Source organism: Gloeocapsa sp. PCC 7428 (genome assembly GCF_000317555.1).
In the GTDB taxonomy this organism is placed as follows: domain Bacteria; phylum Cyanobacteriota; class Cyanobacteriia; order Cyanobacteriales; family Chroococcidiopsidaceae; genus Chroogloeocystis.
In genome coordinates this window covers 2,915,241-2,929,503 of the sequence record NC_019745.1, presented here as the reverse complement: position 1 = coordinate 2,929,503, position 14,263 = coordinate 2,915,241, and the positions used below count along the sequence as shown (strand labels likewise).

General features: G+C 42.3%; 19 protein-coding genes and 1 pseudogene. 12 read left to right on the top strand and 8 right to left on the bottom strand.

Translation table 11 applies throughout. From position 1 onward, the window contains the following. Window positions 1-70 precede the first annotated feature (70 nt). The gene (locus GLO7428_RS12885; protein WP_015188990.1) at window positions 71-379 is read left to right on the top strand and encodes a hypothetical protein; all 309 of its coding nucleotides are present in this window, start codon (window positions 71-73) and stop codon (window positions 377-379) included. A gap of 116 nt (window positions 380-495) precedes the next feature. Here the strand turns inward: GLO7428_RS12885 and GLO7428_RS12880 are convergent, their stop codons facing one another. Further along, window positions 496-1,476, bottom strand: coding sequence for an NAD(P)-dependent alcohol dehydrogenase (locus GLO7428_RS12880; protein WP_015188989.1), 981 nt, complete (start codon window positions 1,474-1,476; stop codon window positions 496-498). A 162-nt stretch (window positions 1,477-1,638) separates the two neighbouring features. Between GLO7428_RS12880 and GLO7428_RS27855 the strand changes: the two genes are divergently transcribed. From GLO7428_RS27855 to GLO7428_RS27850, 4 genes and pseudogenes are all read left to right on the top strand, one after another. After that, on the top strand, window positions 1,639-1,905 hold the full coding sequence (locus GLO7428_RS27855) for a hypothetical protein (RefSeq protein ID WP_155823724.1): 267 nt from the start codon (window positions 1,639-1,641) through the stop codon (window positions 1,903-1,905). Window positions 1,906-1,909: 4 nt separating this feature from the next. After that, window positions 1,910-2,140, top strand: a complete 231-nt coding sequence (locus tag GLO7428_RS12875) for a DUF433 domain-containing protein (protein WP_015188988.1) — start codon at window positions 1,910-1,912, stop codon at window positions 2,138-2,140. Next, a pseudogene (locus GLO7428_RS12870) lies at window positions 2,137-2,469 on the top strand (DUF5615 family PIN-like protein). The gene GLO7428_RS12875 and the pseudogene GLO7428_RS12870 overlap by 4 nt, the downstream one beginning before the upstream one ends. A gap of 174 nt (window positions 2,470-2,643) precedes the next feature. After that, a complete protein-coding gene (locus GLO7428_RS27850; RefSeq protein ID WP_155823721.1) occupies window positions 2,644-2,820 on the top strand; it encodes a hypothetical protein in 177 nt (58 codons plus the stop codon). Window positions 2,821-3,164: 344 nt separating this feature from the next. Here GLO7428_RS27850 and GLO7428_RS29030 read toward each other — a convergent pair whose 3' ends face one another. From GLO7428_RS29030 to GLO7428_RS12850, 4 genes are all read right to left on the bottom strand, one after another. After that, window positions 3,165-3,329, bottom strand: coding sequence for a hypothetical protein (locus tag GLO7428_RS29030; RefSeq protein WP_231295483.1), 165 nt, complete (start codon window positions 3,327-3,329; stop codon window positions 3,165-3,167). After that, window positions 3,326-3,598: a hypothetical protein gene (locus tag GLO7428_RS12860; protein ID WP_015188987.1), complete on the bottom strand. Its 273-nt coding sequence runs from the start codon at window positions 3,596-3,598 to the stop codon at window positions 3,326-3,328. The genes GLO7428_RS29030 and GLO7428_RS12860 overlap by 4 nt, the downstream gene beginning before the upstream one ends. Before the next feature lie 56 nt (window positions 3,599-3,654). Further along, window positions 3,655-4,122 (bottom strand): GNAT family N-acetyltransferase, encoded by a 468-nt coding sequence (locus GLO7428_RS12855; RefSeq protein ID WP_015188986.1) that lies wholly within the window; start codon window positions 4,120-4,122, stop codon window positions 3,655-3,657. Between the two features lie 311 nt (window positions 4,123-4,433). Further along, window positions 4,434-5,882 carry an MFS transporter gene (locus GLO7428_RS12850; protein ID WP_015188985.1) on the bottom strand — a complete coding sequence of 483 codons (1,449 nt, stop codon included), beginning with the start codon at window positions 5,880-5,882 and terminating at the stop codon, window positions 4,434-4,436. Window positions 5,883-5,950: 68 nt separating this feature from the next. Between GLO7428_RS12850 and GLO7428_RS12845 the strand changes: the two genes are divergently transcribed. After that, complete coding sequence (locus GLO7428_RS12845) at window positions 5,951-6,475, top strand: phosphoribosyltransferase (RefSeq protein ID WP_015188984.1); 525 nt, start codon at window positions 5,951-5,953, stop codon at window positions 6,473-6,475. Here the strand turns inward: GLO7428_RS12845 and GLO7428_RS12840 are convergent. After that, window positions 6,464-7,387: an AEC family transporter gene (locus GLO7428_RS12840; RefSeq protein ID WP_015188983.1), complete on the bottom strand. Its 924-nt coding sequence runs from the start codon at window positions 7,385-7,387 to the stop codon at window positions 6,464-6,466. The two genes, GLO7428_RS12845 and GLO7428_RS12840, sit on opposite strands and share 12 nt — an antisense overlap. A 192-nt stretch (window positions 7,388-7,579) precedes the next feature. Between GLO7428_RS12840 and GLO7428_RS12835 the strand changes: the two genes are divergently transcribed. The 6 genes from GLO7428_RS12835 (at window position 7,580) to GLO7428_RS12810 (ending at window position 11,382) form a co-directional block, all read left to right on the top strand. Continuing rightward, entirely contained in the window at window positions 7,580-8,383 is an 804-nt protein-coding gene (locus tag GLO7428_RS12835; protein ID WP_015188982.1) for a M15 family metallopeptidase, read from the top strand. A 274-nt stretch (window positions 8,384-8,657) separates the two neighbouring features. Beyond that, window positions 8,658-8,807: a PIN domain-containing protein gene (locus GLO7428_RS28495; protein WP_196797361.1), complete on the top strand. Its 150-nt coding sequence runs from the start codon at window positions 8,658-8,660 to the stop codon at window positions 8,805-8,807. Between the two features lie 275 nt (window positions 8,808-9,082). Further along, the gene (locus GLO7428_RS12825; RefSeq protein WP_015188981.1) at window positions 9,083-9,328 is read left to right on the top strand and encodes a CopG family transcriptional regulator; all 246 of its coding nucleotides are present in this window, start codon (window positions 9,083-9,085) and stop codon (window positions 9,326-9,328) included. A 162-nt stretch (window positions 9,329-9,490) separates the two neighbouring features. After that, the gene (locus GLO7428_RS12820) at window positions 9,491-9,733 is read left to right on the top strand and encodes a type II toxin-antitoxin system Phd/YefM family antitoxin (RefSeq protein ID WP_015188980.1); all 243 of its coding nucleotides are present in this window, start codon (window positions 9,491-9,493) and stop codon (window positions 9,731-9,733) included. Beyond that, window positions 9,730-10,158, top strand: a complete 429-nt coding sequence (locus GLO7428_RS12815; protein ID WP_015188979.1) for a type II toxin-antitoxin system VapC family toxin — start codon at window positions 9,730-9,732, stop codon at window positions 10,156-10,158. The genes GLO7428_RS12820 and GLO7428_RS12815 overlap by 4 nt, the downstream gene beginning before the upstream one ends. 387 nt (window positions 10,159-10,545) lie before the next feature. After that, the gene (locus tag GLO7428_RS12810) at window positions 10,546-11,382 is read left to right on the top strand and encodes a helix-turn-helix domain-containing protein (protein WP_015188978.1); all 837 of its coding nucleotides are present in this window, start codon (window positions 10,546-10,548) and stop codon (window positions 11,380-11,382) included. A gap of 13 nt (window positions 11,383-11,395) precedes the next feature. Here the strand turns inward: GLO7428_RS12810 and GLO7428_RS12805 are convergent, their stop codons facing one another. Both GLO7428_RS12805 and mrdA read right to left on the bottom strand, forming a co-directional pair. Beyond that, window positions 11,396-12,382 (bottom strand): site-specific DNA-methyltransferase, encoded by a 987-nt coding sequence (locus GLO7428_RS12805; RefSeq protein ID WP_015188977.1) that lies wholly within the window; start codon window positions 12,380-12,382, stop codon window positions 11,396-11,398. A 102-nt stretch (window positions 12,383-12,484) separates the two neighbouring features. Continuing rightward, window positions 12,485-14,251 carry a penicillin-binding protein 2 gene (mrdA, locus tag GLO7428_RS12800; protein ID WP_015188976.1) on the bottom strand — a complete coding sequence of 589 codons (1,767 nt, stop codon included), beginning with the start codon at window positions 14,249-14,251 and terminating at the stop codon, window positions 12,485-12,487. Window positions 14,252-14,263: the final 12 nt, after the last annotated feature.

Below are 14,263 nucleotides of genomic sequence, written 5' to 3'. Positions count from 1 at the left end.
AACTTTGCATAACTTGTCTAATCTCTAATTAAAATTAACTCATCAAAACAGCTATAAATAAAAAGATCTGATGATTCAAGCACATTTACAACAAGAATTATTAGAAATTCATAGAAAGAATCAAGAACTGGCTGCTCAGTTACTTGCCAAACGAATAATATCTTCAGAAGAACTCAAAAGAATCTTGAGTCCTGAGCAAATTAAACTTGGTGAAATTCTTATAAAAGAAAGATTGATTTTAAAATATGAACTAGAGCAAGCTTTGAAAGAACAGACGATGAGTCGGAAAAAATTAGGCGAGATTTTAATTGAAAGACGTATTATTTTCCCTTTTCAGTTAGAAAGAGTTTTGAGAAAACAAGGTTATCAAATTAAATAGCCCTTTGTAACTGCTATGCGAAAGCAAACTACAACTTGTATTAGAGAAAATGCGATCGCATCTTCAGAGTTTCAATAGCGTTGAACTTAATAGCGATCGCCTGCTCAAAGCGGTTGTTAGCTTTTGTTGTGCTTGACAGTTATGACTACGTTTCCCTTTTTGTGTCCTTTGTCGATATATCTATGAGCCTCGGCAGTTTGTTCTAAAGGATAACTTTTATCCATAACCAATTTCATCTTTCCTGCCTCAATAACCTCCTTTAGTTCATTGAGGAGACCTCGAAGCTCTGAAATTGGTCGCAAACCTGTGGCAGAAAACTTCGCTTTTTTGCTTTCATTTGAAGTCCACATCATTTGCAATAGAAGCGGTATGAGAACTGGTGAAAGATAGCCTCCTTGAGCTTTTAGCGAACCTTGGCAATGTGAAAACGAACTCTTACCAACCGTATCAAAAATAATGTCATAGGTCTGATCAGTTTTAGTAAAATCTTCTTTTGTGTAATCAATAACTTTGTCAGCCCCCAGAGACTTCACCATCTCTAAGTTCGTCGTACTGCATACGCCAGTCACTTTTGCCCCAAAGTATTTAGCAATCTGTACCGCAGCGCTTCCTAAACTACCAGAAGCCCCATTAATTAAAACGCTTTGTCCACTCTGAATTTTGCCAATATCTTTCAGGAAACTCCATGAGGTTAAAGCGCCATCACAAATGGAGGCGGCTTCTTCATAAGTCATATTGTTTGGTAATGTTGCCAATAAACCCTCTTCAGGCAAACACACATACTCAGCATTTGTACTGAAACCCACGCCAGTTTCTCCAAATACGGAGTCGCCTTCTTTAAAAAGCTTTACTTCTTCGCCAATCGCTTCAATTACTCCAGCAAACCCAGTTCCAGTGATTGAAATATTAGGTTTCATCAGACCAAGAAATAACCTGCCATAAAAAGGGGTTCCCTTGCGCATCATGCAATCGGCAGCCGTTACGCTTGAGGCATAGACTCTTACCAATACCTCATTGCTCTTGGGAGTAGGTTTTTCAACTTCTTGCAGTTCAAGAACATCTGGCGATCCATATTTCGTGCAGACAATTGCTTTCATGAATCTTCTCTACGACGGCTTTAGTTTCGGTGATTCACTACAATAATTCACCCTACGAATTCGGAAAACCTAACTACTTATTATGCGGAGTTTGCAATTGTGAAACCCAATACTTCTATAAGTGCGATCGCCTGCTCTTTGGGATCAGGATAAGCTAAAAACGTGCCTAGCAGATCGCCTTATCGAGTTACTACAGATGTGGGCGATCGCCTTATCAATAACATTCAAATCATCCTCTCATCGATAATCTATACACCTAGGGCATACAAGCAAAACATACAAGCCATACCACAAGAAGACTTGCAGTACAAGGATGAAGCTCAACGGTGGCAAAAGTTGTTTACCACCTCAATTGAAGAGCTTAGTTCCTTCCGTTGCCACACATTATTAGGCTATTCTAAACTTAGAGACGCATTATACGGCTTATAAAAAAATGAGCTATCGCGACATCATTACTATAGAACCCGACAAACGAGGTGGTAAACCCTGTATTCGACGCATGAGAATCACCGTTTACGACGTTCTCGGTTGGCTAGCAGCGGGTATGTCTCACGCTGAGATCCTAGATGACTTTCCTGAGTTGACAGAAGCAGATATTAGGGCTTGTTTAGAATTTGCTGCTGATCGAGAGCATCGTCTCGTGGCTGCGGTTGGTGCGGCTTGAAGCTACTGTTTGACCAGAATTTAAGCCGTAAGCTGGCTACTCGACTAGCAGATATTTTTCCTGATTCGAGTCATGTGCAGTTTCATGAACTACAAGAGAAGACTGACACTAAAATTTAGGAGTTTGCTAGAGAAAACGATTTTTGCATCGTCACTCAAGATGCAGACTTTGCAGAGCGAAGCCGTTTGTACGGTTCACCACCTAAAGTTGTATGGCTGCGCTGCGGGAATACAGCAACTAACCAAGTTGAAGCTCTAATTCGTTCTGGGGCGCAGGCAATTCAAGAACTGTTGAATAATCCCAATCTACACTGCTTAGAACTGTACTAGAGTTTTACCTGCCTTCCTCTGATGCTCAGATTATCTCACTTTTAACCAAAGCGATAATCTTCCATAATGCTTAGGGCTTATTAGCGAAATAGAATAAACTCCTCTACAGGAAGCCTCGCACTATAACGTTACGCACTATGTAACTAAGATTCTTCATAAAGAGCAACCGCCTTCATGGCTACTGTTTCCAAATCAGCACGAGTAAATCTTGATTCGGAACCTAGTATCCAAGAGATAGTAGTAGAAGCCGATTCTACCAAAGCGGCGCGATCAAATTATTATAAAAAATGCGATCGCCCCGTCAATAAAATTCACATCATCTCCTCACTCATAATTTTCTATAATGCTTAGGGCTGACAGACAAAATATCTAAACTACCCCAGAGGAAGGCTTGCAGTATAACGACCCCGTTCACCCGCCGCGAACAATATCTCGGATTTAACGAAAAGACTCTGTACGGTCAGCGTGCAGCGGGATTGTTAAACCCTGCCAACTTTGCGGAGTTCGACCTGACCGCCCTCAAAAACTTGTATTGTTAGTTGATAGCCTTCCATTGACGACATTCCAACAAGTAGTTTTGAATCGGCTTCGTCTACTGGAATTGTTATTGGTGTTCCATCCCAGATGACAACTGCTTCGTAAACGTTGAAAACGCACTCGCTGCTATCTCCAAGAATTGCTCGTCCTCGCCTTTTCTATGTCAAATTCAACTGAGTGATTAAGTCTCGAGGCAGAGAAAGCCAACCATTAAAGCCTGTATCGACGATTGCATCTTGCGTAAAAACTTTGCCATCAGCACGGCGAATTGACACGGGAAGAATCGGCTCAAACTCAACGTTAACAACGAACCCAGTAATCATGCAGTTCTTTGGGTACATCCGCCAAAACGACGAACATGACGAGAACCAATGCGAACAATCCAGATTTGGGCATCGGGGTGACGGGCTTCAAGGCGATCGCAGGCAGCAATTTCGCTCTGATCGACTTCAAAATCTCCGATTTCGATGTCGATCGCCACAATCTTGCAGTGATTGCCTTCCTCGACTTGCTGGCGCACCTGAGTTTCATAAATTTCATCGCCACGTCGAGCAAATTCTTCTTTGCTGTAGCGGGGTTGTCGAATTGTCATAGGCTTGACCTTAATATCTACGGTTGCACATCAATAGTGGCAAGTTCTCCATCAGATTATTCCATGACTTCGTGTGAAAGGTTGATCCACTTCATGGGTGTTCCCCATATTCCATGTTTGAAAAAGCGATCGCCGCTTTGTATAAACCCTACTTTCTGGTAAAAGCCAACTGCTTCTTCTGCGGCGTTAACAGTGACTTCATCCAAATCATAGTTGCATCGGGTGAAAAGTTCTCGACCGATTCCTTGCCCAGAAAATTCTCTTCGGACAAACAGCAATGACAAATGATTGCCCCTCTTAAAGGCAATAAATCCAACAACGATTTCATTCCACGTTGCAACTAGCGTTTTCTCACCACTTAAGATTCTGTCTTTTAATTCTTCTGGGTTACACAGCTTTTTCCATTCGGCAACGCTTTCTGGTGTACCATCAGTCAATTCCCATAGAACCGCAGAAGCCCACATGCAACCACTAATTTGATGCTCGTCTCCAATCTGCGGTAGTCTGTAGGTAATTGTGTTCATAGTTATGTGTTAATAACCTTTCGACAACACCAATTTGAGATGAGTAGTTGTTAGGTTGCTATCCTGAAAACTAAAATGGAGCGGTCTAACTACATTATTATGCAGAAATGTTCTGTACATCTCCCCTATTTGGCACAATAGCAAGAATTATTCTGGATTATATTCCAAGCAAACAAATTATTCGTTGTGTGGTACTAAATTTTCTTCATTCACCACTGCTAATCTAATTCAATAAGGTGACAGCATTGCAATGGTTGCTCTTGTAAAGTATTAGACTTCACAAACCACGATCGCATCCTCAAAATCTGAATTTAGCTACTACCTCGATCGCGTTCTTTTAACTGCAATAAAATCTGTGCGTGAACTTCGCGGGTGATGGGATAAAAATACGCTAAAACCAAACCCAAGATGAGGCAAAGTGTGGGAATAGGAGCGATCGCAAAACGAATTGCTTGCAATGCACTTTCAGGTTGTACGGGAATTGGTTGTCCTGGAACGCTTTCTTGAAAACCCGACCATTCAAGGATAACTCCTAACAAAAATAAGCCGAATGCTAAGCCAAATTTTTGTAGTAATACCATGAAACCGTAAAAAATTCCTTCGCGGCGTTGTCCGGTTCTTAACTCATCAAGTTCGATCACATCCGGCATCATCGACCATGGTATCAGATATGCAGTGGAAACACCAAAGCCTGCTAACACTGCGAGGACGTACATAAACGTTAACTGTCCTGGTTGTAAGAAAAATAGTCCAATTTGGGCAATAATCCACAAACTCATACCCATGAAATATACAGCTTTCTTGCCAAGACGTTCGCTAATATAGCTCCAGACAAATAGCATCAGTAACGCTGTTCCTTGAACCGCAATAATAACTGTGGGAACTGCGGTGTCACTTAAACCCATAACATTGACAACAAAGTAGGGAATGATTGCGGCTGTGACCTGTACAGCTAACCAAGAAAAGAGATAAATACCGATAACAAATAAAAATGGACGATTGCTGAAAACGATTTTTAGTTGCTGTAAATAAGGAAGGGATTCTTCAGTAGAATAATGATCGCGACGCTGGGCTTCAAGTGCAACCACGCGATCGCGCGTTCCCCAAACGCACCAATACAAAGGTAATACAGCTAAAACACCAATCGCGATCGCTAAGACGAAATACTGCTGTCGCGGATCGGGAATTGAGGAAAAGACAATTTGTGCCAGTATAACCGAAATAATACTACCACCAATCGAAAAAGCAAAGCGAAAACTCGTCAAACTCGTGCGTTCGTTGTAATCTTGGGTAATTTCGGCAGTGAGTGCAGTATAAGGGAGATTCACAACGGTATACATCGCATTCAAAAAAATTGAAATGATCACGTAGTACCAAAACAAGCCCCACTGTTGCGCGGTGGGATTTGTACTAAATTGTGGAATTACCCACTGCAAAACGTAGAAAATGCCAAAGGGAATCGCGCCCCAAAATAGCCAAGGTAAACGACGACCCCAGCGCGATACTGTGCGATCGCTCCACACGCCGACAATCGGATCGTTAATCGCATCCCAAATTTTACCAATCAGTAAAATAGCACCCGCTAACCCAGGGCTAATTCCCGCAACATTGGTAAAAAATACTAATAAAAAAAATGCGGTAATATTTGCGGTAATTGCTGGACCTAAATCTCCTGCGCCGTAAGCTAATTTTGTTTTTAAATTCAGCTTTTCACTTAACTGTGATTTGGCAGGATAGGCTTCAGGAGATGATTCACTCATAGTACTATTGCACTCATACTAAAATAAAACGCTTCCCACCCTAGTATCCGCCCTCGATCGCACTTCCTATGGCAAACTTTTACGTTTCTTGGTCAGATTACAACCAGACAATTGAACAGCTAGCCGTTAAAATTTATCAATCAAATTGGCACTTCAACCAAATTGTCTGTCTCGCGCGCGGTGGATTGCGCGTTGGCGATGTTCTGTCGCGGATCTACAAGCAACCGCTAGCAATTTTATCAACTTCCTCCTATACTGGCGCGGGTAAGCAGACGCGGGGGGAACTGGTTTTTGCCCGTAGCTTGACGATGACAACTCCCGAAATCGGTTCGCATATTCTGTTAGTTGACGACCTCGTTGATTCGGGTGTGACACTGCAACAAACCATTCCTTGGTTAAACGAAAACTTTGGCGATCGCATCCAGGAGATTCGTACCGCTGTATTGTGGTACAAAGCTTGTTCAGTCATCGTTCCAGATTACTATGTAGATTACTTACCTGATAACCCGTGGATTCACCAACCGTTTGAACACTACGAAAAAATGGAACCCGCAGAACTTGCGGCGAGTTATGAATCGGCTTCAACCAAATAGATAAATCCAAATTGGTAGCAAAAACAGAATACCAATTGTACCAACAGCAAGCGCTGTCACGGCTAAATCGCGATCGAGGTCATAAGCTTCGGCAATGACAAGCGTAGCAAAAGCTGGTGGCATTGCGGTTTGCAAAACTAAAACAAGCCGAGTGATACCATTAATCCCCAACAGCGATAAGCCGCTGCCTAGGATGAGTGGGACTAACAGCATTTTAATCAGTAAGCTCGCTGAAGCACGAGGTAGACTGTGCCAAGAATGCAACTGGCTAAGCCGCATCCCAATCAAAACTAAAGATAGCGCTACCATTGTCCAAGCTGATCCTTGAAGAATTGCAGCAGCGGATGCTTGTAAGGAGACTCGCCGAAAAAAGAAGCCAAACCCAAAACTCCACAATGAGGGATTAATTAAAATCGCTTGTGCAAGTTCCCGATAATTGTGAACGCTACCCCCATACCGCGCTGCCATAGCAACACCCAAGCCATAAGCTCCAAGCGTTGTTCCTAGTAAATCGTAAAATAAGGCAAAACCAAAATATTGCGTACCTGCGATCGCTAGCGTAATCGGATAACCAAGATAACCTGTATTTCCCACCATTGCGGCTAACAGAAAACTACCTTGAGTCGGTCGCCGCCAAGGTATGGCATTTGTTTGCACGTATCGCCGAAAGTGAATTCCTATTGCAGCAAAAACGACTCCGAGGATCATGGCAATCCAGGCGATCGCCGGTGCAATCCAAACTTGTCCTGATAGGTCTGCTTGGCGCAAAAATGCCATAATACTGATAGGTACGCCCACCCAAAACAGAAATTGACCTACACGCGTCGCAACAACTTTTGGCAAATATCGTCCGAGTATTAATCCTAATAAAACTAATCCGATGAGTGGTGCGTAGATGGCAATGAGGTTCATGGAACAGAGGGGCGAGGGGTAACAAGGGCAAAGCACTACCTTGCCCGAATCGAAAAGCAAAAAGAAGAGAGATCACTCCCCTATATTTACAAAATATTTCTAAAATCCTGAGTGCTTTTGGAATTTGATTTTTCCTAGGGCGTTGCTAATCTAAAATGAGCTAGTGCTGAAGTCTGATGCAGGAGTGAGCGCGTGAACACTGAATTTTCTAAAAGAAAAGGACAAAATTTGACAACTCACTCAGGAGATGATATTCCAGAAGCTTTGCGGGACGATCGCGCTGTTGTTACTAAACCTCGCAAAAGATCGCCAGCGTTGATTTTGAGCTTACTCGGTTTAGGTGCGATCGCAGCTGTTAGCGGTGTCTTTTATTTCAATGCAGTACAAAAAAATGCGGCTCCTGTGCCCGCGATCGTTGCTAGTCCATCCCCTACACAATCTGCTGCACCTGTCAACCCCCCAGACGACGATTCTGAATTACTTTTAGGGCATTTTGCCTATGAGGAAGCGCCGCAATCTGAACTAGAACCGGTTACGTCTGACGGGCGGATTAAACTGCGATCATCCGCAGCCAAGCAATTTAAGGCTATGGTAGCAGCCGCTAGGGCTGATGGCGTGCGATTAGTCCCAATTTCGGGCTTTCGCTCCACAAACGAGCAAGAACACCTCTTTTTTGACGTGAAAGCGCAACGCGGACAAGCAACAACAAAACGCGCCAGTGTCAGTGCGCCGCCAGGCTACAGCGAACATCATACCGGATACGCGGTTGATATTGGTGATGCCAACGTCCCCGCCACAAACTTAAGTACCGCGTTTGAGAATACTAAAGCTTTTAAATGGCTCGAACAAAATGCTGCACGTTTTAGCTTTGAACTCTCATTTCCGCAAGATAATCCTCAAGGGATAAGTTATGAGCCTTGGCACTGGAGATACGTAGGCGATCGCCACAGCTTAGAAACATTCTACAGAGCGCGTAATATCAAACCAACTCCTTAATCAATTCTCACATTAGTTAGGTTGCGAGGACACAGTTATTATGTGTTCTCAAGTGGGTCTTTCATTAAAGTACGTTCTGCTTGTTGTGTAGCCTAGAGAAGGGCGATCGCAGCGAAACTTCCAAAAAAACTCCCAATTAGGCAGTTCTAATCTTGATACAGTTTAAGTAGAACAAGGCAGCAAGTAATTTATCGCATACAGTCTCGTTTGAGGAAGCAAAAACTCTTTTTGACGATTCTTGTTATGTTGACTTAAAGATTCCTCTGCTCATCTGATGCCTGTTCCACAAATTATCATTGACACTAACGTACTAATTGCTGAACTACGTTCCAGAAATGGTAGTGCTTTTCAGCTACTAAAGCTTGTTGGTAGTCAGCAATTTGATATTCATCTTTCCGTACCACTAGTTCTAGAGTATGAATAAGTACTGTTAAGGAAGCTTTCCAATGTATCGATTAGTGCCGCAGATGTTCAGGATCTGATCGATTTTTACTGTTCGGTTGCAGTACATCATCAAATTTTCGTTCTTTGGAGACCTTATCTTCCTGACCCAAAAGACGATATAGTTTTGGAACTGGCACTCAAAGCAGGATGTCATAGTGCAGTAACATATAATATTCTTGATTTTGCTGGGATTGAGCGATTTGGAGTAAGTGCAATTACACCGGCAAAGCTTTTGAAGTTCATCGCAGCATTGCCATGAACACGCTAAAGATCCAATTACCCGATTCACTGGATCAAAGTTTAGAGCAACTTGCAGCGCAGGATGGAATCTCGATTGAGCAATTTGTTGCTTTGGCAGTTGCCGAGAAAATTTCTGCACTAACGACTAAAAGCTATCTGCAAGAGCGAGGAAAGCGAGGCGATCAGGCAAGATACAAGGCTATTTTGGCGAAAGTACCAGATGTTGAGCCAGAGTTACATGATAAGTTGCCATCACTGTAGTAAATTCCTGAATACAAACGGTTTGTCGATTACTGGTGCTGAGTTTGAAGCTGAAAGAAAACAGCGCTCAATTTGATAGTAGTAAACAGCATCAGATCAAATCAGCAAATTGATTTCAGGCTAGTGTTAAACTAGTCTAACAAGATAGCATGGCGAAAAGCAATGAAGACCGTTGGTTCCTACGAGGCAAAAACTCACTTACCCCGACTGCTAGAAGAAGTCGAAAAAGGTGAAACGATTGTTATTACTCGACACGGAGTCCCGATTGCGCAACTGACATCATCAACAGCCGCTTCTAAAATAACAATTGCACAGGCGATTGAACAGTTGCGATCGCTTCGGCAGGAGATTGCATTAGACAGGATATCTGTGAGAGACATGATCGCAGAGGGAAGACGATTTTGAGTCAATTTGTTTTAGACTGCTCGGTAACGATGAGTTGGTGTTTGATTGACGAGACGAACAGTTATGCCGATGCAGTCTTAAATTCGTTTAATACAGATGGAGTAGAAGCACTAACGCCACAGTTGTGGTCATTAGAAGTTGCGAACGTGTTGCTAGTTGCTGAGCGTCGAGGAAGAATAACGCAAGCACAAACAACTAGAGTCATTACTCTACTACAAGCATTGCCAATTGTTATCGATTTACAAACCGCACAACGCGCTATGGGAGATACGCTAGCATTAGGTCGAAGTCTAATCATCTCTGCTTACGATGCTGCTTATCTAGAGTTAGCAATGCGGGAAGGTTTACCACTAGCCACTATAGACGAGCGGCTAGCTAAAGTTGCCAATAGTTGTGGCGTACAGACGTACCTATCTGTAACTTAAAAGCTAGTACCATCGTTGAATCCATAAAGACGATGTGTGACGAGTGGACAGATCAGTAAACGTTGGCTAGTTTGTAACACAGCTATGAACAGGTTCCTATCCAGACCATAAAGCGAGTTGGTTGGCTTGGTAAGCAGCAAATTTAAAGTAGGGCGATCGCCACAGCTTGGAAACATTCTACAGAGCGCGTAATATTAAACCAACGCCTTAATTCCTCTGCTTAGGATATTGCTTCACTCATACCAAAGAGTGTTCGGCTAGATGGCTATAATCTCGATGAAGAGTTTAATTACAGGAAATCAAAATAAAAACGTACTTTCAGTTCGTTCTGCTAGTGTTGCGTCTTTTATACGATGCGAGACGCACTTATAGTTCGTTTCAAGTTGTATGAGTTCTGACAGATATGAAGAAGCTAAACAGCTTTTTGGAAACAGAGTTCAAGCACTTCGTAGAGAAAGAGGAATAACGCAGGAACAACTTTCAGAGTCTATCGATAAATCAGTTGAGCATATCAGCTACATAGAACGTGGTGAACGCGCTGCATCCTTTGAGACAATTTTAGATATTGCTGAAGCTCTGAAAGTATCAGTACCGTACTTAATGAATGTCACACCTCAAACAGAAATTAGTACAAACTTTCTTACGGAATTACAGACTCCGGTAGTTCCTCCTTCTCTTGTTGAACCTGTTGAAGAACCGATTAACACAACTAAAGAACGTCGCTCGGATTTAGAAAGATTGCAGACTGCACTTGAAGCTATACAAGAATTACAGACCCTTGCCAACGAGTACGGTATCAATGATGTTTTTCAGGATAATGGAGGCAAAGTTCTTCAAGTTTTGATCTTGCTTGGCTTGCGGATATCACCTGGATGTGAAGGAAATGATGCGATTGATGCAGAAGGACATAAATATGAACTAAAAACAATTAATAAACTTTTGAGTAGGAGTGTGACTACACATCATCATCTTAACCTTGATATTTTAGCTAAATATCGTGCGGTAAAAGCTTGGTATATTGCTGTTTATGAAGGAATAGTATTGAAAGCTATATACAGAGTTGCTCCTACTTCGCTTGAATCGAAGTTTAGTTACTGGGAATCTAGGATTTTTGAAGGAATGAAATCTATTAATAATCCTAAAATTCCTTTAGCGTTAATTGAGAAAGAAGGTAAACTAGTTTATCCTAGGCAAGGTGAACAAAAACTTAAAACAATTTGCTAATTTCAAGCAAATTTCACAATTTTAGAGCTAATTGCTTTGAGGTAGTAAGATAAATAGAGTCGTGTTGATAAAGAAGCTGTTCATAAAGAGTAAGAGTATCCTTTGGGTTTTGAGATTTATCTAGAAAACGAAAAGATGAAGAAGCCAAATAGGTTAAATCTTTTTCAAAAGCTATCCAGTTTCTTTGTAATTGTTCAGCTACAAAACCTGTAGTGTTTGAGCCTGCAAAGATGTCTAAAACTTTATCACCTGGTTCAGTCAAGAATTTAATAAAGAACATTGGTAACTTTTGCGGAAACCTTGCAGGATGAGGAGGTATGGAAATAGATTTACATAATTGAATGTAGCTTGAGTTACTTTCAGTATTTGGAATTTCCAACAAATTTGATGGGATAGCACCACCGTTATCAGTGGCAAAGTTTTTACCAATATCATGACCTGAAGGTCTTTCTTTTGGTTTATAGTATTTTTGAGGCTCTGCTTGTAACTTCTTCATTCGGTCAGAGTAAGGCACTAAAACATTGCTTACATTAGCTTTAGGATTGTCAGTTTTTGAAAGCCACCATACGGTATTTACAGAGTCCTTTGCTCGAATTTTTCGCTTATTAACCCATTCAATTGGTGAGGGTAGTTTTGCTGGGTTGAACCAAAAGAATTCTTCAGCAAGCCTAAATTCTAATTCATCACAAAGTTTAATTAAAATTCTATAGTTGTAGAGAGAGCGAACTGGGCGTTTGCTTTGATAAGCACCACCTAAATCTAGTACGAAGCTACCAGTTGATTTAAGAACTCGATAAACTTTTTTGCAAAACTCAAATAACCAATTAACGTAATCTTCCTGTTCTACATTTCCATAAGTCTTTTTACGTTGTAGAGCAAAAGGTGGTGAAGTGATTACCAAGTCAATTGAATCAGATTCAAGTCGATCTAGCAGTTCAAGGGAATCACCAACATAAGCTACACCGTAGTCTGTAGTGTATAGAGGAGTCGGAAGAGCCATCGTAGGACGCACTGATAGTTCGTTCTCTAAATATAACGCTAATGTACCAAGGTGATATGTTTTTTGTACTCGACCTTGTAAACATCCGCATAGCTCAAGGTGTTACTTCTTGAAATACGCTTCTAACACCTTTAACACCATTGGTGCAGCAACTTTACCACCGCCACCGCCGGAATGTTCCGCAAACGCGACAACAACAATTTCTGGTTTATCCGCAGGGGCGTAAGCACCAAACCAAGCATGAGCCTGCTTGCGAAAAGTTTGCGCAGTCCCACTTTTACCAGCAACAGGTGGAAGTGTTGGTACATTAAGAACTTGTCCTGTACCGCCAGAAATGACTTGGCGTAATCCTTGACGCAGTACGCGCACCGTTTCTGGTTTTAAATTCAATGATTCGCGCCATTTTGAGACTTCATTGTCTTTTAATAAATGCGGTTGAACGCGATCGCCACCGTTAGCAGGGACAGCAAACATCACCGCCAGTTGTAACGGCGTGACTTGCAAAAATCCTTGCCCAATTGACATATTAACGGTGTCGCCGACACTCCAAGGTAAATTGAGATTTTTCTGTTTCCAGGAATCGTCCGCGACTAACCCTGCTGATTCTTCGGATGCTAATTCAATCCCCGTTTTCTTACCAAAACCATAACGGCGCGTCCAGTCGATTAGTGTTGCTCCACCAATTTCTCGACCAATTTGATAAAAAAATGTATTGCTACTCCACGCTAGCGCCCCGACAAACCCCAAACGACCAAATCCTGCACGATTCCAATCGCAAAACGTCGTTCCACCGATATTCATGCAACCATACGTTGGTAACGTTGCGTTAGGCGCAAATTTTCCTGATTCAATTCCCGCCGTGGTTGTAATAACTTTAAACGTACTGGCTGGCGGAAAGCTTTGTAAAGCGCGGTTAACAAAGGGATGTTGTTTACTTTGTAGCTGCTGCCATATTTCAGGAGTTACGCGTTTAGAAAAAATATTAGGATCGAACGCAGGGCGACTGACCATTGCTAAGACTTCACCATTGTTAGGATCGAGGGCGACGATCGCACCTTGACGTTGTCCTAACGCCGCTTCCGCAGCTTTTTGTACGTTCAAATCAATCGTTAAATGGACATCGCGCCCTGGTTTAGCTGGTTTTTCGCCCAAAAGTCGCAAAATTCGCCCAGCGCCATCAACTTCAACCTGTTGACCGCCCCATTCTCCGCGTAGCTGCTGTTCAAACGCGGATTCTACACCCATTTTGCCAATTACATCTCCTAAGCGATACCCTTCACTACGCTTTTTCGCTAACTCTTCATCGTTCATTTCTCCTGTATACCCAAGAACATGAGCCGCAATTTCTTGGTTGGGATAATTGCGTACAGCTTCGATATATACTTCAACGTCGCGTAGTTCGTTGCGATATTCAGCTAAAGCGGTAATTTGAGCCGGATTAAGGTCGCGCGCAATTCGTACTAATGTAGGTGAATTATCTCCAGCTTTGTCTAATCGCTGTTGAATTTCGGTTTCTGGGATGTTGAGAATCTTTGCTAGACGAGTTCGCGTAGTTTGCCAAGTTGCTTTTTTAGGCGCTTGCGGCCAAATATAGACCGCATGAGATAGACGACTACTTGCTAAAATTTTGCCATTACGGTCAAAAATGTTGCCCCGTTCGGGTTGTTTCGGAATTAACCGTATTCGGTTACTATCTGCTAGCTGTCGCAGTTGCGCCCCTTCAATTAACTGCAAATATGCTAAACGGCTACCTATACCGCCGAATAAGATTATAGTGATACTCAACACGATCGCTAGTGATTGGCGATCGCGTCCTACAGTCCGTGCAGCATTATTTTTTCCAGTAAATTGAGGCTGGAAGAAAGCCATGAACCAGTGTAC